The following is an 18,145-nucleotide window of genomic DNA, read 5'->3' on the forward strand; positions in this document are numbered from 1 at the left end:
TTGCTATGCTGTCGCGTCGGGGTCATCGGTTAAGTCGTTTTCGTAAAAATAAACGCCGCCTGCGCGAGCGTTTGCGTCAGCGTATTTTTTTCAGAGATAAAGTGGTGCCGGAAGCAATGGAAAAACCAAGAGTACTCGTACTGACTGGGGCAGGTATTTCTGCGGAATCAGGTATTCGTACCTTTCGCGCCGCAGATGGCCTGTGGGAAGAACATCGGGTTGAAGATGTGGCAACGCCGGAAGGTTTCGATCGCGATCCTGAACTGGTACAAGCGTTTTATAACGCCCGCCGTCGACAGCTGCAGCAGCCAGAAATTCAGCCTAACGCCGCGCATCTTGCGCTGGCTAAACTGCAAGATGCTCTCGGCGATCGCTTTTTGCTGGTGACGCAGAATATCGACAATCTGCACGAACGCGCAGGTAATACCAATGTGATTCATATGCATGGGGAATTGCTGAAAGTTCGCTGTTCGCAAAGTGGTCAGATTCTCGACTGGACCGGAGACGTTACGCCAGAAGATAAATGCCATTGTTGCCAGTTCCCGGCACCCTTGCGCCCGCACGTCGTTTGGTTTGGCGAAATGCCACTCGGCATGGATGAAATTTATATGGCGTTGTCGATGGCCGATATTTTCATTGCCATTGGTACTTCCGGGCATGTTTATCCGGCGGCTGGATTTGTTCACGAAGCGAAACTGCATGGTGCGCACACTGTGGAACTCAATCTTGAACCGAGTCAGGTCGGTAATGAATTTGCCGAGAAATATTACGGCCCGGCAAGCCAGGTGGTGCCAGAGTTTGTTGAAAAGTTGCTGAAGGGCTTATAAAGCAGGAAGCATTGCCTGATGCGCTACGCTTATCAGGCCTGCGATGGGGCGCAATGAATTGAATTTGCGGGTGTCGTAGACCAGAGAAGTCGTTGACGCCGCATCTGGCATATTTACTGCCTCTTTTAGCGTTTACTCGTCCATAACAGCAACATTAGCCACATCCTTGCTAAATGAAAAAACGGGCGGTAATACCACCGCCCGCTTGCTGAATTAACGTCCTGCTTTCAGCTTCTGATAATACTCTTCATAAATGCTGCTGGCTGCGCCAACGTCATTCTGCCATTCGCCATTTTTAATGGTTTCAGCATCCGGGTAGAGCGTCTTGTCGTCCGCTATTTCCGGGCTTAACAGCTTACGCGCGGCGAGGTTTGGCGTTGGATAACCGATAGTTTCAGCAACCTGTTTTGCCACATCCGGGCGCAGCAGGAAGTTGATCAATTTCAGCGCGCCCTCTTTGTTTTTGGCATTTGCCGGGATCGCCAGGCTGTCCATCCAGAAAATGCCGCCTTCTTTCGGCCATACCACGTCAATTGGCGTACCCGCCTGGCGTGCAACGAAAGCGGAACCGTTCCAGATCATGCCGAGGTTAACTTCGCCTTCCATGTACGGGTTAGCTGGGTTATCGGAGTTAAACGCCGCTACGTTTGGCATCAGTTTTTTCAGCTCGTTATACGCAGCTTCAATCTCTTTCGGATCGGTGGTGTTACCGGAGTAGCCCAGTTTGCGCAGCGCCATCTGGAACACTTCACGGGCATCGTCGGTCAGCAGCAGGCTGCCTTTGTACTCAGGTTTCCACAGATCGGCCCAGCTGGTGACAGATTTCGGATCCACCGCATCACCGTTAACGCCAATCGCCGTCGCACCCCAGATATACGGAATGGAATAGTCGTTATTCGGGTCAAACGGCTTGTTGAGCATGTCTGGATCGAGGTTGCTGAAATTGCTTAACTTCGACTTGTCGATCTTCTGGATCATCCCTTCTTTACGCATTTTATCGACGTAATAGGTTGAAGGAACCACCAGGTCATAGGCACCGTCTTTGTACGTTTTCAGCTTCGCGTACATGGTTTCGTTCGACTCGTAAGTCGAATAGATAACCTTAATACCGGTTTCTTTGGTGAACTGTTCAAGCAGTCCTGGCGGCACGTACTCGGTCCAGTTGTAGAAATACAGCGTGTTGTTGTCATCGGCGTGAGCGGCGCTCATGCCCAGTGCCAGAGCACCCGCCGCGAGCAGGTGGCGTGACCATTTTTTCATTTAACGTCCCCTGTGTTACCTTTCGTTTTATCACGAGCAATAAGCTGGCTGGCAATTACCATCACCAGCGACAGCACCAGTAATATGGTTGCCAGCGCGTTAACTTCCGGCGATACGCCGACTTTGACCATCGAATAAATTTTTAACGGCAGAATTTCATAACTCGGCCCGGTGACAAACGAAGAAACCACCACGTCGTCCATCGACAGGGTAAAGCTTAACACCCAGCCCGCCGCTACCGCTGGCATTGCCAGTGGCAGAATGATTTTTCGCAGAATGGTAAATTCGCTGGCACCGAGATCTTTCGCCGCTTCCAGCATTCGCACGTCAAAACCTTTCAGGCGCGAATACACCGTCACCACCACAAACGGCAGGCAGAAGGTGATATGCGAGAACAGCAGCGACCAGAAGCCAAGCTGAATACCCAGCAGCATAAACAGCACCAGCAGAGAAATCGCCATCACAATATCTGGCGACATCATCACCACAAACAGCATTCCGCTAACGAACGGCTTACCACGAAAGCGATAACGGTACAACGCAACTGCCGTCAGTGAACCGATAAGCGTAGCAAACGTCGCCGAAAACACCGCCATCGTCAGTGAATGCTGAGCTGCCTGCAACAGACTGTCGTTGTTCATCAGCAGGCTATACCATTTGGTGGTAAAACCCTGCCAGTTGATGCCAAAGCGCGAGCTGTTGAAAGAGTTCACAATCAAAATAATGATTGGGATATACAGGTACGCGTAGATAGCGGTCATAAAACCGCCGCGAAGCAGTCGACCGATCATTCGAGTTCCACCTTCTTATTCATAAGGCGGGACACTTTCAGGATTTTGAATTTATTCAATTTTTTCCTTTCTCCAAAATCTCTCCAAAACTTTTCCCCAAAACAGGACCACGCATTTTACAGCATTTTTATACATGGGTGAGCTTACTAGGACAGAAAAGTATTCCAGTTTGTTTACCCATATCGCTTTCCGAATGAGATTTTTGATGTGATTTCTTCGTGTTGAAAAACCACATAATGTGGTATTAGAATTAGCTATCAAGATTCACTTTGAATCCGTTTTGAATCCCATTGAACTCAGGAGTGACTATGAAGCGTAAAAGTGTGGCTTTGTTACAAGCCATTGGCTCGGTTATAGCCCTGAGCCCGACGGTCGTTTCAGCAAATGGCATGCCAGCGAATCCAGTTTCCGCTTTGCGTCAGGATGCTGCGGCTATCAGAGGCGATTTCCAAAAAGCAATGGTATCCGTTAACGTTGAAAAGCTGAACAATGCCAGATCAAAAAGAAAGTGAGAACACCAAACTCACTTGTGAAGAACAAAAGGATAATGAACTGGTTTCTCGAGTAATCGAAAATCCAGAGGTCTTAAACAGGGTTTTGGATAGTCCGCAGGTGCGGGCTATTGTTTGCCAGCATTTTCAGGGGCCTGTTCCGCCACCTTCAATGCTTAAAAAGTATGATCAACTGGTGCCTGGGCTTGCAAATCGACTTGTTGAGTTGACCGAAAAAGAGCAGGCTCATCGCCATAAAACAGTGGCTGATAGCATTGATATTGCCAGAGATGGTCAAACAAAGGCTTTTTGGTTGGCAATATTGATCATCTTAGCTGCCACTGTCTTTGGCGTCATGGGGGAGACAGTTCTTGCCGGAACTCTCGTTTCAATAGATCTTGTTGCATTGGTTACGGCATTTATTGTTGGAAAACATTATTCTAAGCAGGAACCTGATCAAGATTAGTCTCCGAACCCCGGTTGATGCCGGGGTTTTTACACTAGCAAAGCAATATCAACATTTTTCAGCTGCATTTATTTCGTCAAACAACCAATTTAACCCATTCCTGACCACGAGTATCGTTATAACGATCGGTGGTTGCTTGGACTTTATGTCCCAGTAATGTTTTTGTATCAATACCCTGCGCGCGGTACAGTCGTTCTGACAGGGAGCGTTGTTCATGAAATGTTGGCGGAGTTTTTCCTGCTGGTGGAGTTATCCCAGCCAGATCCCGTGCTTTGGCAAAGTAGTCGCTCAGGTTGTCTTTACTCATCGGCTTTGGTTGTTTCTGGTGCCGACTATGGATTAGATATGGACTTAATATTCTGTCTCGGCACCCATCAATAACTTCTTTTAACGTTATCCCAATGGCATCACAGCGTAGTGTAAGCGGTAACGCCAGACGCATTCTGGTTTTTCCCTGGGTGATATGCAAGTGTTCGTTCCACACATCTGAAAAACGCATGTGGCAAATGTCATCACGGCGCTGACCAGTAACAATCGCAAGAAGCATTGCGTTACGGATAAAGTGTTTTTCAGGCGTTGCGTTGTAAATTTTTTGCCAGTCTTCCAGGGTGAGTCTGGATCTGGTCACTTTAGGGATCGGTTTACGGGTAGCCTCCGGAGGATTCCATCCAGGAGGAACTTCCCCTGCATGCTGTGCTTCTTTATAAATATCAACCCATAATCCGCGATTTACTCTTGCTGTGCTGACCATGTCTTTATCCATCCACTCGTCCAGTATTAATGCAAAGTCTCTTACCTCCAGTTCTTTCAATGGGTGGTTTCCCAGGCGGGAAACCAGGTATGCAGCCATTCGCACTTTTTCTTTGTGGGTTGTAGCTGCAATATCTCCATTTTTCAGTCGCGTGTCCTGTATTTTCAGATATCGATCAACCCATGCCTTTAATCTGATACCCCGACGTTTTGTTGCTGATGGACTTTCATCAATTTTGCGCATGAAATATTCAGCTTCTGCTGCAGCTATCCGCTGATTGGCTGTGGAAGCGATTTTTTCTGCCTTACCTTTGTCTGTTCCGAGTCCGTGAAATTTTCCAGTCACAGGATTTTTATACTGGTAGTAAACTCTGCCAGTTCTGCGATCAAACTTTTCGTAAAGACCGGCTACGTCAGTGCTGTTTTTTCGTGGCCTCGGTGACATGAGTTAAAATCTCCTTCAGTGCATCATCATCGCCAGTATGAATTTCCGGCGCAATTCCCGTTTCACCAGGCCCAACAAATACTGCTCGGCGATCTATCAGCCAACGCCCACGAATTTTTTGTGGTCTTGGAACGATGTATCCTAGTTTTCCGTATTTCACCAGGGTAGTGTTTGTTATTGGGAGACTGAACCGTTTTGGTTTCCACTCGTCGAGCGTTATCAGGTACTGTTCGCTCATGGCTATCACTCCGGAACGCGCCAGTTGCAGAATATCAACGACAACTGGCGACGGTTGAACATTAAAAATCAGCCTGACTCGGGATCAGTTTTTGCCAGATAACTGAAACGTATTTTGCCTGGTAACGGGCGTCATCAAGTGCATTATGGCGCTCACCTTCGAATGGAATAGCCGTTCTGGCATCGAAGTCTATGGCTTTCCCCAGCTCAACGATTGTGCGTACATCGCGATCGTTGTAGTAACGCCACGGGCAGGGGATCCCCTGCCGTTCGTATGAACGGCGCAAAATCGTGTTGTCGAAGTTGGCTCCATTTCCCCAGACCTGAACAAAAAATTCACCGGAGTTTTCGTCGATAAATTCCCGCAATTGTAACAGTGCATCATCTAACGGGATTTCATCGGTCATAATGGCAGATTGCGCTTCGCGTGATTGCTTAAGCCACCATTTAATGGTGTCCCGATCAATGACTCCGCCAGCAGTTTCCAGATCGATAGTCTTACTAAATTCCGGTCCCATATCTCCGGTTTGCGGATCGAAAAATATTGCACCTATTGAGATGATCGGGGCATCAGGATTTTTTCCCATGGTTTCAAGGTCGATCATTAGATGGTCACACGTCCTGCTGGTGGATGTGATTTCTTGATGACCGTTCACCTTAATTGAGTGATCTGCCGTCTCGCCAGTTTCATTATCGCTATCGTGATGCTGATTGCCGCCAGTGTTCTCCTTGTGTGGATGTTCAGCGCCTTCCATTTTCTCCGGATCATCTTCCTGAACTTCAACCTGATACTCTTCATCGAATGTTTCCTGGTATGTTGCGTCGCCCATCACTGCGCCACAATCAGGGCAGTTGCCGCCGCCGGTCTGACCGCAGGCGGTGCAGACTTTTTCCACTTCCTGTTGCGCCACTGGTTCAGGCTGTTTCGTTTCTGGCTCGTTTTGTAACGCATTTGGGCTGTTTTGTTCCGCTTTTTGGTAGTTCCGTTCCGATTCATGCTGGTTCTGGTTTACAGAATCGCGGGTCTGGATCCCCTTAACCCATTTCGGATCATTCGGGTCGCTAATCCCTGCAACAAATTCTCCGCGAGAGGCAGCAAGCAACTTATCGGCGTCAGGCTGGCTGATATTGGCTGCCTGCATAATTTTGTTTACTTCGTCAGCGGTAACTTTTACCGGCTCTGGTTGTGCGGTCGTGTCAGATGCACCAGTATTTTGTTGTGAACCTGAGTATGTACTGTTTTTGCGGGCGAAATATTCTTCTTTCGTGATTTCAGTAGCCCCGGCAGCCAGTGCCTTATCCAGACCAGAAAGTTTGTTTGCGCGACCGTATTTTTCGCCATCCTTGTCGGTGAAGAGGAAGTAGAACGGCCCCTCACGCTCTACAGATGGTTCGACTTCCACTTTGCATTCGGTTTTTTCGTTGTCCGGAATTGCCGTTTCCACTGCATCAGTTTCTGGTACTGGCGACGAGAGAGTATCAGTTGCGCTCTGATTTGTTCCTTCATCTTCAAACACGCCCTTTGTAGTCAGGTATTCAGTAATGTATTTGTTCAGTGCCACAGGGTCTTTGTGAATGTCGATCGGACGTTCACGGACAAGGCCAAAAATAGTCTGGCGGTCGTAGCGAAGGGCATCAGGCTGTTTGCGCATTGATGCCGAGATACGCTTCCAGTCTTCGCGGTCGTTGTCGATAACTTCATTTTTTGCCCAGCGATGGATGCTGCCGTCAATGTTTCCGGCATCCACATCACCAGGCCAGAGAGCGTAGGCCAGTTCGTCATCCAGTGTTTTCCATGTCTGCTTGTATTCGCGATGAATGGCAGCAATGACCGGGCTGATTTTTCCTGTTGAATTTTCAGTGTGCTGTTGATTGGTTCTGGCGCGGGCGAGATCAACAACAGACGTGTATTTTCCGGTTTCCTTGCGTTCACCTTCGCGACGTTTTTTCCAGATGCGCATCTCTGCCTGAATTTCGGGCCATTTGGCACCAGGCTTACATTTATGCTTAACCCACCCGATGGCATGCAGCTTAAGCTCCGGATACATGGCGTTAACTTCTGGCATTTTCATCAACGCTTCAACGATATGTCCGTCGAATGTTGCCATGTCTTCCTGCAACAATTCCTGTGCGCTAATAACCATATCAACGGTGATGTTTTCACATGTGTCGAACTTAACCATGACAGCGTTCTGTACTTCAGGGGCCAGCTTGTCAAAAGTGACGTTCATCGGATCTGATTCAGTCTCAACCGGGACAAAGGAAGCAGACTCCTCATCCCAGCGGTTTTCCTGCATATATTCAGCATCCCAGGAATCTAGGGCAGGGCGGGGTATACCGGGTTTATCCTCGCAGACAAGAAATTTATAAGCGCAGTCCTGAGCAGCCGGATAATGTTCCAGGAATTGCCAGTGAAATTTTGCGCGGGCGCGACGTTCATCACCGGCTTCAATGGCAGTGGCTACAGCGACGGCACCTTCTTCCTTTATTGCCTGTTCGTCCGGAATGGCGGCGCAAATAAAGACTTTACTCATTTTGTTTTAACCTCATTACAGATTTCAGGGTGAACGAATCCCTGCCATTGCTGGCATTTTTAATCCGTTGGTATGGTGTTAATATGGCTGGAGGGTTATCCAGCCGGTGTTTCGTTATTCAGGTACAGCGATACTTTTTTTAGCGGGAGGCATTCACCAGAAATTTTTTGCTCGTCTCTTGCCTGGAGGCAGGATTCTTTACTTGCATAAATTCCGGTAATCACATTCTGTGATTCACCCGTTATAAGAAAAACCGTCATCATCAGTGCAAATGCTGAAGTCATTGACGTTCTCCGAAAATACCAAGTTCAAGAAGAGCAATTCGGGAAAGTATGGAATTATCATTGAGCAGATAAGGCTCATATTTCCTCATATTAATGGCATCTTCAGTAAACTCCCGGTTACTGAGCAGAACACCAATATCAAAACAACCTTCAGACGTATTAACGTTTGGTAATAACGTTTCCATTATCGCGTCCTCAACAATGAATTTTGTGATGCAGTGCCTGGTGCCTCCAGGTGACGTTAACCAGTTAACAATTAACGCCGGATTAGTTGATGCTCGTTACGCCCGTAAAATACCGCCTTACTGCTTTAACTGTTCCGCGTGCGCATAGCCGCATTCACCGCATCACAAAATTCACTTTAAAAAGGGCGGATATCCGTTTCCGCCGAATCACCAGAAAAGTGATAACAGAGGGCGTTGCAGCGGGGTTGTCACTTAAGCGTATGGTCAACCTGACAACCCGGTGTCCTCAGCGGGGAAGGAATAACCCCGCCATACTTACCGCCGCGCCATTTCGCGGATTGCCACAACCGGAAGCGCACGGTCGAATTAAATTTAACGACTACCTACAGAGAGACGAACTTCGCCGTGCGCTTTCGCGTTATGCCCTGACTTTTCAGGGATATATCCTTTTCAGTAAACTGTCAGTGCCGGATTCTTATCCGTGTCCGGCGCACGCACTCTACCTCACCTGTGAATAAATTAATGATTAATTGATATTTTGTTGTTTGATTCAACTTTCCCATCGGATGTGTGATGCTTTAAATCACAGGAATTAATACTGCTTGCTGTAAAATGATTTTCAAGGGGAGCTATTCGAATCCCTTTCTTTTTCATTAACAAGCCAAATCCTTTATTAATGATGTCCATTAATTCCAGGAAGTATTTTTCATGTAAATCCTGGTTATCAGAGAGCTGCTTCTCTTCGCACAGACCGATAAAGGCACGACGCACGTTACCGGATATAGTATCGATGGTTTCTTTTTCTACAGTACTCAGGTCAAGAGTCGCCAGTTGAGAGCGAACCACATTCGATGCCATTTCCTGGAATGGTACTGGTAAATCTTTAAATTCCATCGTCAACCTCATCAGTCAGTGTTTCTGGTTAACCAGCGACGCTCGCCAGCTTCAGTTTTAAACGTTTTGCTTCTGGTATACGTCATCGCGGTGAACGTACCGTCCTGGTTGGGGAACACACCACATACCAGAGATTCGTTGTTGCCAAGATCGATAGTATCCATGCTGACCTCATTTCCCCTTAACGCCGGGGTAGCGGAACAAAAACCTGCTGCATAGTTAAAGTTGAACCCTGCCGTCATGTTCTTACGCCTCGGGCTGGCTACTTAACCCCTGACCACTGCCGGGTAACTCGAAGTATTTCCCTGCGTTCTGTGGGGCGTGGTGGGGTAGTGGAAATAATCTACAATTAAAAACTGTTTTGTGTCAACAGTTTTTAATTGTTGTATTGGGCAAAAAAACTCCCTCGAATGAGGGAGTGTGAAAATTGTTCAGTTCAGATAGGGAAGGGAAATTGTCGGCGGGCATGCACAATATTTGCAATTTCAATGCTTGAAGCTGCTACTCGGTACAAAACGATATAATTAGGGTGAACCACAATTTCCCGCAAACCGGATACTCGATCACTTGGCGGATATAGATATGGATGCTCAGAGAGGGCTAAAACAGACGTTTCAATCCGTATTTTTAGTCTGCGTGCTGCAGGAATATTTTCCTTAGCAATATAGGCTACGATCTGACGCAAATCATCGCGAGCAGATGGTAGCCACAAAATGGGTAACATTACTCGCTCCTGTTAGTTACAGCAATTTGAGCAATAAGATTCTCCATTTCAGCCATTACCTCATCATGTGGAATTGAGGGACGAGGGTCAGCAAGGCTTGACGCCACTTTAGCGCGTAACCATTCGTTGTAACTGTTTTCTTGTTCGGTAGTTTCGAATTCTGAAACTATCGGAGAAAGGGCTGTACTCATGGCATAACTCCTCTTCTTGTACTGTGGTCACGCCCGGCGGCTTTTTTGTGCCGCCAACCACCGGGCAATGGTTTCTTCCATTGATTTTTTCTTGTCTTTGATTTCTTGAAGCATTTTTTCTTGGTCTTCCTCTGGAAACGCACTAAAAGCCTGGAGCAGTTCGCGTTGACGAGGACCAATTTTCATCGTGTCAGGGGTGAAAATTTGCTCCCCCTCTTCAGGAGGCAATAAAAACCAATGCAATGGATGCCCTGTAACCTCAACCAGTTTATCCAAACTTGAGGCTTTAGGTGTAGCCTTACCGCTGACCCATTGTTGAACAGTTTGTTGTGTCACACCAATTCTACGGGCAAGCTCAGCCTGGCTCCATCCAGTTTCCTGAAGAAGCTTGCTGATTCTGTACATAGATACTTCTAGGGCGTTCATCATTATTCAATTTTACAGGTAAATACTGTTAAAAGCATCACAATAAAAAACTGTTGATTGTGTACAGTTTTTTATTGTAGGCTTTGCTTATAGTTTTTTAGAGGAGAGCAAAATGCTAGATAGCACTCGCGAAAAAATTAGGCAGAAATACACTCAAGCTGAAATAGGTCGTTATATGGGGGTCGCTCAACAGACAGTTTGGCAATGGTTTAGCTTTGACGTTCCCCCAAAGCAGGTAATTCCGTTATGTCAGCTAATGAAGTGGGAAGTTACCCCGCATGAAATTCGCCCTGATATTTATCCTAACCCAACCGACGGTTTACCTGTTGGATTCAAGGTTAACACATCAAATGCACCGGAGTTGATTCATGAAAATCAAGCATGAACACATCCGCATGGCGATGAATGCCTGGGCGCGTCCTGATGGCGAAAAAGTTCCAGTAGCTGGAATAACCCAGGCTTATTTTGAGTTGGGTATGACGTTTCCTGAACTGTATGACGACAGCCATCCGGAAGCCCTGTCTCGTAATACCCAGAAAATTTTCCGCTGGGTAGAAAAAGACACCCCTGATGCGGTTAAAAAAATTCAGGCGTTGTTACCGGCGATCGAAAAAGCAATGCCGCCTCCACTGGTGGCCCGAATGCGCAGCCACAGTTCGGAATATCACCGGGAGCTTGTCGAGCGACGGGAGCGCCTGGTGAAAGATATCGATGAGTTTGTTGCGGCAGCGATCGTGTTGTTCGATCAGATGAATCGTGGTGGTCCGGCGGGAAATGCCGTGGTGGCGCATTGATAACGTGTTCTGGGGGGGGGATGAAGCTCCTTTTTGCTGAACGTCCGCTGGTTATAAACACGCAGCTGGCGATGAAAATTGGTCTGAACGAAGCCATCGTGTTGCAGCAGTTGCATTACTGGTTGAGAGATACCGGTTCCGGCATGGAATGTGATGGTGTTCGCTGGATTTATAACACAACAGAACAATGGCTGGAGCAGTTCCCGTTCTGGTCAGAGTCAACGTTAAAACGCGCATTTGCAAGTCTGAAAACGCTGGGGCTTTTGCGTTGCGAAAAGCTCAATAAATCAAAGCGTGATATGACTAATTTTTACACGATTAATTACGAGAGCGAGCTTTTAAATGGTGGCAAAGTGAGCGAATCCATCAGGTCAAAATGCGCTGCTCCATCAGGTCAGAATGACACGATGGAAGGGGCCAAAATGGCACGTTCCATTGGTTCAAAACGACTCAATGTCATCGGGTCAAAATGGCCTGATGATCTTACAGAGAATACAACAGAGATTACTACAGAGAATAAAAACACTTCTCGTCCGGAAGCTTCGCAACCGGACCCGCAGACGGTTGAACAGGATTTTTTAACCCGACACCCTGACGCGGTTGTGTTCAGTGCAAAAAAACGCCAGTGGGGCAACCAGGAAGATTTGGCGTGTGCGCAGTGGATCTGGGGACGAATCGTGAGTCTTTACGAGCAGGCCGCCAGCGATGATGGCGAGATTTCGCGACCGAAAGAACCCAACTGGACCGCATGGGCCAACGACGTGCGCACAATGCGGATGCTGGATGGCAGAACTCACAGACAAATTTGTGAAATGTTTGGTCGGGCGCAGCGGGATCCATTCTGGGTAAAAAATATCATGAGTCCGTCAAAGCTTCGCGAAAAATGGGATGAACTGGTTATCCGCCTGGGGCGTTCGTCTGTACAGCGTTGCGTGAATCATATTTCTGAGCCGGATACCGAAATTCCGCCGGGGTTCAGGGGGTAACGGGCCATGAAAAATATCGCGACAGGTGGTGTTCTTGAGCGTATCCGTAAGCTGACCCCGCAGCATGTAATCGCGCCGTACCGGACAGTGGACGAGTGGCGCGAGTGGCAACTGGCAGAAGGGCGAAAACGTAGCGAGGAGATCAACCGCCAGAATCGCCAGTTGCGGGTGGAAAAAATCCTGAATCGTTCGGGCATCCAGCCTCTGCACAGCAAATGCTCGTTTGCGAATTATCAGGTGCAGAACGACGGGCAAAAACATGCGCTGAGCCAGGCAAAATCCATCGCTGACGAACTGATGACAGGGTGCACGAATTTTGTGTTCAGCGGTAAGCCGGGTACCGGAAAGAACCACCTTGCAGCCGCCATTGGCAATCATCTTCTGGCGAAAGGTCGCAGCGTGATTGTGATAACGGTGGCTGATGTGATGCTGGCGTTACACAACAGCTACGACAACAAAAACTCAGGCGAAAAATTTTTACAGGGGTTGTGTGATGTTGACCTGCTTGTCCTGGATGAAATCGGAATGCAGCGGGATACGCGCAACGAGCAGGTCACACTGAACCAGATAGTCGACCGCAGAACGGCTTCGATGCGTAGTGTCGGAATGCTGACGAACCTGAACCACGTAGCGATGAGTACGCTTCTTGGCGAGCGTGTGATGGACCGCATGGTCATGAACGGTGGTCGCTGGGTGAATTTTAACTGGGAGAGCTGGCGTTCGAATGTCAGACACCTGAGGGTTGTGAAGTAATTTTGTCCGGAGGAAATTTTAATGGAAACCGTTTTTGACGCACTGAAAGCAATGGGAAAAGCCACATCGGTAGAACTGGCCGCGCGACTTGATATCAGTCGTGAAGAGGTTCTCAACGAGCTGTGGGAACTCAAAAGAAATGGCGTCGTTGATAAAACTGGTCACACCTGGTTTCTGGCTGGCGAAGGTGAATCCCTGGTAACCGAAGAGCGGCCAGTAAAATCTGAAGCACAGGATATGCTGACCGGGGAGGTCGAACAAAAAGTTACCGCAGACATGATGATTGAGTTTATCGGTCAGGATGGGGCTAAAACGTGTGAGGAACTGGCGGGTAAGTTCGGCATCAGTACTCGCAAGGTTGCTTCCACGCTGGCGGTGGTAACTGCAACGGGGCGGCTGGCACGCGTTAATCAGAGCGGTAAATTTCGTTACTGCATGCCGGGCGGTAATTTACCAGCAGAGCCGAAAGCAGCATCGGTAACGGAAAATGATGGTAAGGCCTTTCCTCAGCCAGCAGGTGTTGCGTTACCAGTCCGGGAAGCCGCAACACAGGAAGAAATTAAAACAGAAACTGTGGCGGACATTGTGCAGCCGTTGCTATCGTTTACCGAAACGCAAGCAGATGAGCTGATTTTTCCGTCCCTGCGCAGGGCAAACCTGGCGCTGCGCAGGGCGAAAAGTGATGTTCAGAAGTGGGAGCGAGTCTGCGCCGCGCTGCGGGAGCTGAACAAGCACCGGGATATTGTTCGACAGATTACTGATTCTTCCCGCCGTGTTGTATCGGAAAAGTGATAGCCGGAGGCGCTTATGGCGAAACCTTTTACACACGAACAGCGTGAAGAACTGAAGGCCCGAATTATCGGGCTGGTACGCAAAAATGAACGCATGACGATATCACAACTGGAGAGAGCGACGGGAGCAGGCTGGCATTCAGTCAGACGTTGCCTTGTGGATGTACTGGCTTGTGGCGATTTATACATGCCCGGTAAATACGGTGTTTTTACATCAGAACAGGTGTATCGCGTATGGCGTAAGGCAGCGGAGAAAGCAACCGACCAGACATTGATTCGAAAGTTACCAGACGGAGAAATACGCCGCTACGACAGACAACAGAACATAATCTGTGGCGAGTGCCGGAAGAGTGAAGTTATGCTGCGTGTACTGGCGTTCTATCAGGGCAATTTTCAGGAGGCGGTACTGTGAGTGAATTAGCTATCAGGCTTCAATTGTCGCTGGCATTCGCATCAAAGGAGAATGAGATGATCACTTTTACAAAAGAGCAGTTAATCAGTCATGTTAGTGAAAATGTAAAGGCGATGAAATTTGCAGTAAAACAGACAGTATTCAAAAATTCTCTCGAGGCAATTGAGTTGGATTTAGCACTGGCCCTTGTTGCTCAGGCTTCGCTGGAAGCAGAGCCCGTGCTTTATATGAATCGATTTACCGGAAAGACATTCTCACTGGAAGAGCAACCCGGTGCTGATAAGGAACCGGAAATATACGTGCCGCTATATGCTGCCCCGCCAGACAGCGCCGCCATGCTTCAGGCTGGAAACTTTCGGGAAAATAAGGGTTCGTCAACCAATAATTTTCGGGAAATCTCGGAAACGTCAACCAACTATCCGGTAACTCCGGATGGTTGGATAAGCTGTAGTGAGCGAATGCCGGATGATGGTCAGCACGTAATTATTTTATGTGATGGCGCATTCGTTCTTTATGCGCAATATCGAGACGGTGAGTTTTTTGATGTAGTCCGTAATGGTGATGAATTTTTCGAAACACAGAGCCGCAATGTAACCGACTGGATGCCGCTACCAGAACCGCCGCAGGAGGTGCGCCAATGATCTGGCCTGAAGCCTTTGCAATTACAGGCGTTGCTATAGCTATTGATTTTTTAGTATATGTTATTTGTCGGTGGGGGTAAAAACGTTCGCCGGGATTCACACCAAAGGAGGGAATATGTCGGATGATATTTCACTGGCAATGGAAGGTGCTCTGGCTGTTATTGCTGTTGTGGGCGTTTACTGCCTGGTTGTGTTTTTGATGGATCGACTAGGGAACTGAATTCATTACGATATGGGAATTCCCATATCGGGTAAAAACGGTTTGCGGTAAAGCGAGAGTTAAGTAGAATTGCTGCGGGTGCTTGAGGCTGTCTGCCTCGGGCATGCCACCGTAAGGCAGACAGAGAAAAGCCCCAGTTAACATTACGCGTCCTGCAAGACGCCTAACATTAATCTGAGGCCAATTTCATGCTAGACATATGTAGGTTAGCCTCTTACGCGCCGAAAGGCAAGGAGAAGCAGGCTATGAAGCAGCAAAAGGCGATGTTAATCGCCCTGATCGTCATCTGTATCACCGTCATAGTGACGGCACTGGTAACGAGGAAAGACCTCTGCGAGGTACGAATCCGAACCGGCCAGACGGAGGTCGCTGTCTTCACAGCTTACGAACCTGAGGAGTAAGAGACCTGGCGAGGGAGAAATCCCTCGCCACCTCTGATGAATCAGGCATCCTCAACGCACCCGCACTTAACCCGCTTCGGCGGGTTTTGTTTTTTCCTGGCATTCTGGTTTACAATTCGCACGCCAGCCTGAACAACTGGCACCTGCTGCGCCAGCAGAGACAACCGATGGCGCACGATACCAAATTATACAATTCTGATGATTCTGCCGTCTTTGCCAGCAGGCGCGGACGGTGTTTTCACGCATTCAAATCTGACTGGTACCAGCATCCCCCATGCACTGAAGAACAGGCCGAATGGCTCATTCAGTGTTACCGCAGGCGCGGATGCGAGGTTAAAAAAGCCCTTAGCCTCGACTACCGTCACTGGATAATCTCCGTCAGGCTCCCTTACTCCGAACGGCCACCGCGTCCGTCCCGCACATTCCAGCAACGGATCTGGAGGTAATGTGCGGGTATTACTTCGACCTGTTCTGGTACCGGAACTCGGTCTGGTTATCGTTAAGCCAGGCCGTGAATCAATGTCAGCATTCCATAACGGCAGAATACTGGTGGAGCCGGAACCAAAAAGCATGCGAGCTCTGCCGTCCGGGGTTGTACCTGCCGTTCACCAGCCGCTGGCGGAAGATAAATCACTACTGCCATTTTTCAGCGATGAGCGGGTGAGCCGTGCTGCGGGTGGCGCTGGTGCACTGTCTGACTGGTTATTACGTCACGTGAAATCCTGCCAGTGGCTACACGGTGATTATCATCACAGCGAAACCGTCATTCACCGTTACGGTACCGGCGCAATGGTGTTGTGCTGGCACTGCGACAACCAGCTGCGTGACCAGACATCCGAATCACTCGAGCAACTTGCTCATCAAAACCTGTCAGCATGGATGATTGACGTCATCGGTCACGCAATAAGCGGTACGCAGGAGCGTGAATTATCTCTGGCTGAATTATCCTGGTGGGCGGTCCGCAATCAGGTGGCGGACGCGCTACCGGAAGCGGTATTACGTCGTTCGCTGGGGTTGCGTGCGGAAAAAATCCGCTCCATGTACCGTGAAAGCGACATCGTACCGGGAGAGCAGACCGCCACCAGCATACTGAAACAGCGCACAAAAAATCTTGCGCCGCTGCCTCACGCCCACCAGCAACAGAACCCACCACAGGAAAAGACGGTGGTCAGCATTGCCGTTGATCCTGAGTCTCCGGAATCTTTCATGAAACGACCTAAACGTCGCCGCTGGGTTAACGAGAAATACACTCGCTGGGTGAAGACACAGCCGTGTGCGTGTTGTGGTAAGCCAGCCGACGATCCCCATCACCTGATTGGTCATGGTCAGGGCGGAATGGGGACAAAATCTCACGATATTTTCACGCTACCGCTGTGTCGGGAGCATCATAACGAGCTTCATGCGGATCCGCTGGCGTTCGAAGAAAAGCATGGTTCTCAGGTTGATTTAATTTTTCGTTTTCTTGATCACGCCTTTGCAACCGGTGTGCTTGGGTAAAAGGGGGGTATTGATGTGTATAGAGTTTGTTTTGCCTTACCCGCCGACGGTGAATACTTACTGGCGACGTCGTGGCAGCACATATTTTGTATCAAAAGCCGGGGAGCGTTATCGCCGGGCAGTGGCGTTTATTGTTCGCCAGCAGCAGTTGAAATTAAGCCTGTCCGGACGGCTGGCAATAAAAATTATTGCAGAGCCACCGGATAAGCGCCGCCGTGACCTGGACAATATTCTGAAAGCACCGCTGGATGCGCTGACGCACGCGGGGTTGTTAATGGACGATGAACAGTTTGATGAAATCAATATTGTACGTGGTCAGCCAGTATCTGGTGGACGGCTGGAAATAAGAATTACAGAGGTGGGTGTGCATGAATAACCAGTATTTACAGTTTGTTCGTGAGCAACTCATGATTGCCACTGCAGATCTCAGTGGGTCGACAAAAGGCCAGCTGGAAGCCTGGCAGGAAAATGCCCTGTTCGATACAGGGCGTTACAGACGCAAAAAAATTCGTTACCGCGATGAGGTAACTGGAAAAATGATCACGCGGGATAATCCCCCGATCCAGGGTAAACAATCACTGGCGAAAGGCTCATCAATTGCGCTGGTCAGTCCTGTTGAGTTTGCAACATCATCGTGGCGGCGTGCCCTTCTGGAACTGGAAGAACATCAGAAGGCGTGGTTGTTGTGGTGTTATGGCGGAAACATTTGCTGGGAGCATCAGATCGCGATAACGCAGTGGGTGTGGAGTGAATTTAAAACTCAGTCCGGCTCCAGAAAAATTGCAGTGAAAACGCTGGAGCGTGTGAAGAAGTTGATCTGGCTGGCGGCACAGGATGTCAGAGGATGGGTTACCGGGTGTGAGGTCTACCAGAGACAGGAGCTTGCCAGACTGTGTGGAGTTAAGCCTGATAACTGGAGCCATAATTATGCGAACTACTGGCGTGAGATGTGCGATATTTTTAAGCGCCTCGATAGAGAATCCTTGATTTGCTCCGTGAAAATAAGAGCGCAACAAAAAGCGACCTTTTCACGACGAGATATTGCAAAAGTCAATTAAATCGCGTATGTTTCGTATAAATCTGATATTTTGCCGATTTTGTACGCGATGGCAAAGTAAGAAAAAACCACCGCTAGGTGGTTTTTT

At 48.7% G+C, this 18,145-nt stretch carries 28 protein-coding genes; 16 read left to right on the forward strand and 12 right to left on the reverse strand.

The genetic code is table 11. From position 1 onward, the window contains the following. The first annotated feature begins 5 nt into the window (after positions 1 to 5). A complete protein-coding gene (cobB, locus tag QUE74_RS07365; protein WP_000952729.1) occupies positions 6 to 827 on the forward strand; it encodes a Sir2 family NAD+-dependent deacetylase in 822 nt (273 codons plus the stop codon). Positions 828 to 1,040: 213 nt separating this feature from the next. Here cobB and potD read toward each other — a convergent pair whose 3' ends face one another. Next, a complete protein-coding gene (gene potD / locus QUE74_RS07370) occupies positions 1,041 to 2,087 on the reverse strand; it encodes a spermidine/putrescine ABC transporter substrate-binding protein PotD (RefSeq protein ID WP_000759306.1) in 1,047 nt (348 codons plus the stop codon). Next, positions 2,084 to 2,878, reverse strand: a complete 795-nt coding sequence (potC, locus tag QUE74_RS07375; RefSeq protein ID WP_000580316.1) for a spermidine/putrescine ABC transporter permease PotC — start codon at positions 2,876 to 2,878, stop codon at positions 2,084 to 2,086. Before potC ends, potD begins: the two co-directional genes overlap by 4 nt. A 308-nt stretch (positions 2,879 to 3,186) precedes the next feature. On the opposite strand from potC, the gene QUE74_RS07380 reads away from it, so the two are divergent. Both QUE74_RS07380 and QUE74_RS07385 read left to right on the forward strand, forming a co-directional pair. Then, a complete protein-coding gene (locus QUE74_RS07380; protein ID WP_000824186.1) occupies positions 3,187 to 3,390 on the forward strand; it encodes a hypothetical protein in 204 nt (67 codons plus the stop codon). Further along, positions 3,368 to 3,835, forward strand: a complete 468-nt coding sequence (locus tag QUE74_RS07385; RefSeq protein WP_001113310.1) for a DUF2335 domain-containing protein — start codon at positions 3,368 to 3,370, stop codon at positions 3,833 to 3,835. The genes QUE74_RS07380 and QUE74_RS07385 overlap by 23 nt, the downstream gene beginning before the upstream one ends. Before the next feature lie 76 nt (positions 3,836 to 3,911). Here QUE74_RS07385 and QUE74_RS07390 read toward each other — a convergent pair whose 3' ends face one another. The 10 genes from QUE74_RS07390 to QUE74_RS07435 all read right to left on the reverse strand — a co-directional run bounded on the left by QUE74_RS07390 (position 3,912) and on the right by QUE74_RS07435 (position 10,508). Then, entirely contained in the window at positions 3,912 to 5,030 is a 1,119-nt protein-coding gene (locus QUE74_RS07390; RefSeq protein ID WP_016241177.1) for a phage integrase Arm DNA-binding domain-containing protein, read from the reverse strand. Continuing rightward, the gene (locus tag QUE74_RS07395) at positions 4,999 to 5,268 is read right to left on the reverse strand and encodes an excisionase (RefSeq protein ID WP_000003742.1); all 270 of its coding nucleotides are present in this window, start codon (positions 5,266 to 5,268) and stop codon (positions 4,999 to 5,001) included. Before QUE74_RS07395 ends, QUE74_RS07390 begins: the two co-directional genes overlap by 32 nt. Positions 5,269 to 5,329: 61 nt before the next feature. Beyond that, on the reverse strand, positions 5,330 to 7,801 hold the full coding sequence (locus QUE74_RS07400; protein WP_286331914.1) for a 3'-5' exonuclease: 2,472 nt from the start codon (positions 7,799 to 7,801) through the stop codon (positions 5,330 to 5,332). Positions 7,802 to 7,896: 95 nt separating this feature from the next. Beyond that, on the reverse strand, positions 7,897 to 8,085 hold the full coding sequence (locus tag QUE74_RS07405; RefSeq protein ID WP_000199473.1) for a DUF1482 family protein: 189 nt from the start codon (positions 8,083 to 8,085) through the stop codon (positions 7,897 to 7,899). Next, positions 8,082 to 8,270, reverse strand: coding sequence for a cell division inhibition protein DicB (dicB, locus tag QUE74_RS07410; protein WP_000449175.1), 189 nt, complete (start codon positions 8,268 to 8,270; stop codon positions 8,082 to 8,084). The genes QUE74_RS07405 and dicB overlap by 4 nt, the downstream gene beginning before the upstream one ends. Before the next feature lie 519 nt (positions 8,271 to 8,789). Further along, positions 8,790 to 9,164 (reverse strand): hypothetical protein, encoded by a 375-nt coding sequence (locus tag QUE74_RS07415; protein WP_032180882.1) that lies wholly within the window; start codon positions 9,162 to 9,164, stop codon positions 8,790 to 8,792. 11 nt (positions 9,165 to 9,175) lie between these two features. Continuing rightward, on the reverse strand, positions 9,176 to 9,328 hold the full coding sequence (locus tag QUE74_RS07420) for a DUF1391 family protein (protein WP_032190801.1): 153 nt from the start codon (positions 9,326 to 9,328) through the stop codon (positions 9,176 to 9,178). A gap of 272 nt (positions 9,329 to 9,600) precedes the next feature. After that, a complete protein-coding gene (locus QUE74_RS07425) occupies positions 9,601 to 9,888 on the reverse strand; it encodes a type II toxin-antitoxin system RelE/ParE family toxin (protein WP_000936798.1) in 288 nt (95 codons plus the stop codon). After that, the gene (gene relB, locus QUE74_RS07430; RefSeq protein ID WP_000100899.1) at positions 9,888 to 10,079 is read right to left on the reverse strand and encodes a type II toxin-antitoxin system RelB family antitoxin; all 192 of its coding nucleotides are present in this window, start codon (positions 10,077 to 10,079) and stop codon (positions 9,888 to 9,890) included. The genes QUE74_RS07425 and relB overlap by 1 nt, the downstream gene beginning before the upstream one ends. Before the next feature lie 27 nt (positions 10,080 to 10,106). Next, the gene (locus tag QUE74_RS07435; RefSeq protein ID WP_001329851.1) at positions 10,107 to 10,508 is read right to left on the reverse strand and encodes a helix-turn-helix domain-containing protein; all 402 of its coding nucleotides are present in this window, start codon (positions 10,506 to 10,508) and stop codon (positions 10,107 to 10,109) included. Positions 10,509 to 10,617: 109 nt separating this feature from the next. Here QUE74_RS07435 and QUE74_RS07440 point away from each other — a divergent pair, with 109 nt between their 5' ends. From QUE74_RS07440 to QUE74_RS07500, 13 genes are all read left to right on the forward strand, one after another. Further along, positions 10,618 to 10,890: a transcriptional regulator gene (locus tag QUE74_RS07440; RefSeq protein WP_000887447.1), complete on the forward strand. Its 273-nt coding sequence runs from the start codon at positions 10,618 to 10,620 to the stop codon at positions 10,888 to 10,890. Further along, a complete protein-coding gene (locus tag QUE74_RS07445; protein WP_032207470.1) occupies positions 10,874 to 11,299 on the forward strand; it encodes a toxin YdaT family protein in 426 nt (141 codons plus the stop codon). Before QUE74_RS07440 ends, QUE74_RS07445 begins: the two co-directional genes overlap by 17 nt. 20 nt (positions 11,300 to 11,319) lie before the next feature. After that, positions 11,320 to 12,285 (forward strand): phage replication protein O, encoded by a 966-nt coding sequence (locus QUE74_RS07450; RefSeq protein ID WP_001422090.1) that lies wholly within the window; start codon positions 11,320 to 11,322, stop codon positions 12,283 to 12,285. Positions 12,286 to 12,291: 6 nt separating this feature from the next. Continuing rightward, positions 12,292 to 13,038 carry an ATP-binding protein gene (locus QUE74_RS07455; RefSeq protein ID WP_001409081.1) on the forward strand — a complete coding sequence of 249 codons (747 nt, stop codon included), beginning with the start codon at positions 12,292 to 12,294 and terminating at the stop codon, positions 13,036 to 13,038. A gap of 21 nt (positions 13,039 to 13,059) precedes the next feature. Next, complete coding sequence (locus QUE74_RS07460; RefSeq protein ID WP_105268832.1) at positions 13,060 to 13,830, forward strand: DUF1627 domain-containing protein; 771 nt, start codon at positions 13,060 to 13,062, stop codon at positions 13,828 to 13,830. Positions 13,831 to 13,845: 15 nt separating this feature from the next. Next, positions 13,846 to 14,241, forward strand: a complete 396-nt coding sequence (locus tag QUE74_RS07465) for a DUF977 family protein (protein ID WP_001118159.1) — start codon at positions 13,846 to 13,848, stop codon at positions 14,239 to 14,241. Positions 14,242 to 14,297: 56 nt separating this feature from the next. Then, the gene (locus tag QUE74_RS07470) at positions 14,298 to 14,882 is read left to right on the forward strand and encodes a DUF551 domain-containing protein (protein ID WP_000627694.1); all 585 of its coding nucleotides are present in this window, start codon (positions 14,298 to 14,300) and stop codon (positions 14,880 to 14,882) included. A gap of 115 nt (positions 14,883 to 14,997) precedes the next feature. Beyond that, entirely contained in the window at positions 14,998 to 15,102 is a 105-nt protein-coding gene (locus tag QUE74_RS07475; RefSeq protein WP_001278450.1) for a hypothetical protein, read from the forward strand. Between the two features lie 245 nt (positions 15,103 to 15,347). After that, positions 15,348 to 15,503, forward strand: a complete 156-nt coding sequence (gene hokD / locus QUE74_RS07480) for a type I toxin-antitoxin system toxin HokD (RefSeq protein ID WP_001303917.1) — start codon at positions 15,348 to 15,350, stop codon at positions 15,501 to 15,503. Between the two features lie 167 nt (positions 15,504 to 15,670). Beyond that, positions 15,671 to 15,949 carry a hypothetical protein gene (locus QUE74_RS07485; protein WP_001341388.1) on the forward strand — a complete coding sequence of 93 codons (279 nt, stop codon included), beginning with the start codon at positions 15,671 to 15,673 and terminating at the stop codon, positions 15,947 to 15,949. 1 nt (position 15,950) lies between these two features. Next, positions 15,951 to 17,000, forward strand: a complete 1,050-nt coding sequence (locus QUE74_RS07490; RefSeq protein ID WP_001265175.1) for a DUF968 domain-containing protein — start codon at positions 15,951 to 15,953, stop codon at positions 16,998 to 17,000. Positions 17,001 to 17,013: 13 nt separating this feature from the next. Then, complete coding sequence (locus QUE74_RS07495; RefSeq protein ID WP_032331587.1) at positions 17,014 to 17,376, forward strand: RusA family crossover junction endodeoxyribonuclease; 363 nt, start codon at positions 17,014 to 17,016, stop codon at positions 17,374 to 17,376. Beyond that, entirely contained in the window at positions 17,369 to 18,058 is a 690-nt protein-coding gene (locus tag QUE74_RS07500) for a bacteriophage antitermination protein Q (RefSeq protein ID WP_024243668.1), read from the forward strand. Before QUE74_RS07495 ends, QUE74_RS07500 begins: the two co-directional genes overlap by 8 nt. Positions 18,059 to 18,145: the final 87 nt, after the last annotated feature.

Source organism: Escherichia sp. 10290, assembly GCF_030295155.1.
Lineage (GTDB): Bacteria > Pseudomonadota > Gammaproteobacteria > Enterobacterales > Enterobacteriaceae > Escherichia > Escherichia coli_F.

Bases quoted from the DNA above. Each gene is read 5' to 3' on its own strand.
- cobB (WP_000952729.1), top strand. From the start codon at position 6: ATGCTGTCGCGTCGGGGTCATCGGTTAAGTCGTTTTCGTAAAAATAAA.
- QUE74_RS07405 (WP_000199473.1), bottom strand. From the start codon at position 8,085: ATGACTTCAGCATTTGCACTGATGATGACGGTTTTTCTTATAACGGGT.
- QUE74_RS07470 (WP_000627694.1), top strand. From the start codon at position 14,298: ATGATCACTTTTACAAAAGAGCAGTTAATCAGTCATGTTAGTGAAAAT.
- potC (WP_000580316.1), bottom strand. From the start codon at position 2,878: ATGATCGGTCGACTGCTTCGCGGCGGTTTTATGACCGCTATCTACGCG.
- QUE74_RS07390 (WP_016241177.1), bottom strand. From the start codon at position 5,030: ATGTCACCGAGGCCACGAAAAAACAGCACTGACGTAGCCGGTCTTTAC.
- QUE74_RS07465 (WP_001118159.1), top strand. From the start codon at position 13,846: ATGGCGAAACCTTTTACACACGAACAGCGTGAAGAACTGAAGGCCCGA.
- QUE74_RS07460 (WP_105268832.1), top strand. From the start codon at position 13,060: ATGGAAACCGTTTTTGACGCACTGAAAGCAATGGGAAAAGCCACATCG.
- QUE74_RS07395 (WP_000003742.1), bottom strand. From the start codon at position 5,268: ATGAGCGAACAGTACCTGATAACGCTCGACGAGTGGAAACCAAAACGG.
- QUE74_RS07485 (WP_001341388.1), top strand. From the start codon at position 15,671: ATGGCGCACGATACCAAATTATACAATTCTGATGATTCTGCCGTCTTT.
- relB (WP_000100899.1), bottom strand. From the start codon at position 10,079: ATGAGTACAGCCCTTTCTCCGATAGTTTCAGAATTCGAAACTACCGAA.
- QUE74_RS07500 (WP_024243668.1), top strand. From the start codon at position 17,369: ATGAATAACCAGTATTTACAGTTTGTTCGTGAGCAACTCATGATTGCC.
- QUE74_RS07450 (WP_001422090.1), top strand. From the start codon at position 11,320: ATGAAGCTCCTTTTTGCTGAACGTCCGCTGGTTATAAACACGCAGCTG.
- potD (WP_000759306.1), bottom strand. From the start codon at position 2,087: ATGAAAAAATGGTCACGCCACCTGCTCGCGGCGGGTGCTCTGGCACTG.
- QUE74_RS07455 (WP_001409081.1), top strand. From the start codon at position 12,292: ATGAAAAATATCGCGACAGGTGGTGTTCTTGAGCGTATCCGTAAGCTG.
- QUE74_RS07400 (WP_286331914.1), bottom strand. From the start codon at position 7,801: ATGAGTAAAGTCTTTATTTGCGCCGCCATTCCGGACGAACAGGCAATA.
- QUE74_RS07415 (WP_032180882.1), bottom strand. From the start codon at position 9,164: ATGGAATTTAAAGATTTACCAGTACCATTCCAGGAAATGGCATCGAAT.
- QUE74_RS07380 (WP_000824186.1), top strand. From the start codon at position 3,187: ATGAAGCGTAAAAGTGTGGCTTTGTTACAAGCCATTGGCTCGGTTATA.
- QUE74_RS07385 (WP_001113310.1), top strand. From the start codon at position 3,368: ATGCCAGATCAAAAAGAAAGTGAGAACACCAAACTCACTTGTGAAGAA.
- QUE74_RS07445 (WP_032207470.1), top strand. From the start codon at position 10,874: ATGAAAATCAAGCATGAACACATCCGCATGGCGATGAATGCCTGGGCG.
- QUE74_RS07495 (WP_032331587.1), top strand. From the start codon at position 17,014: ATGTGTATAGAGTTTGTTTTGCCTTACCCGCCGACGGTGAATACTTAC.
- QUE74_RS07420 (WP_032190801.1), bottom strand. From the start codon at position 9,328: ATGGATACTATCGATCTTGGCAACAACGAATCTCTGGTATGTGGTGTG.
- QUE74_RS07440 (WP_000887447.1), top strand. From the start codon at position 10,618: ATGCTAGATAGCACTCGCGAAAAAATTAGGCAGAAATACACTCAAGCT.
- hokD (WP_001303917.1), top strand. From the start codon at position 15,348: ATGAAGCAGCAAAAGGCGATGTTAATCGCCCTGATCGTCATCTGTATC.
- QUE74_RS07435 (WP_001329851.1), bottom strand. From the start codon at position 10,508: ATGATGAACGCCCTAGAAGTATCTATGTACAGAATCAGCAAGCTTCTT.
- QUE74_RS07425 (WP_000936798.1), bottom strand. From the start codon at position 9,888: ATGTTACCCATTTTGTGGCTACCATCTGCTCGCGATGATTTGCGTCAG.
- dicB (WP_000449175.1), bottom strand. From the start codon at position 8,270: ATGGAAACGTTATTACCAAACGTTAATACGTCTGAAGGTTGTTTTGAT.
- QUE74_RS07475 (WP_001278450.1), top strand. From the start codon at position 14,998: ATGTCGGATGATATTTCACTGGCAATGGAAGGTGCTCTGGCTGTTATT.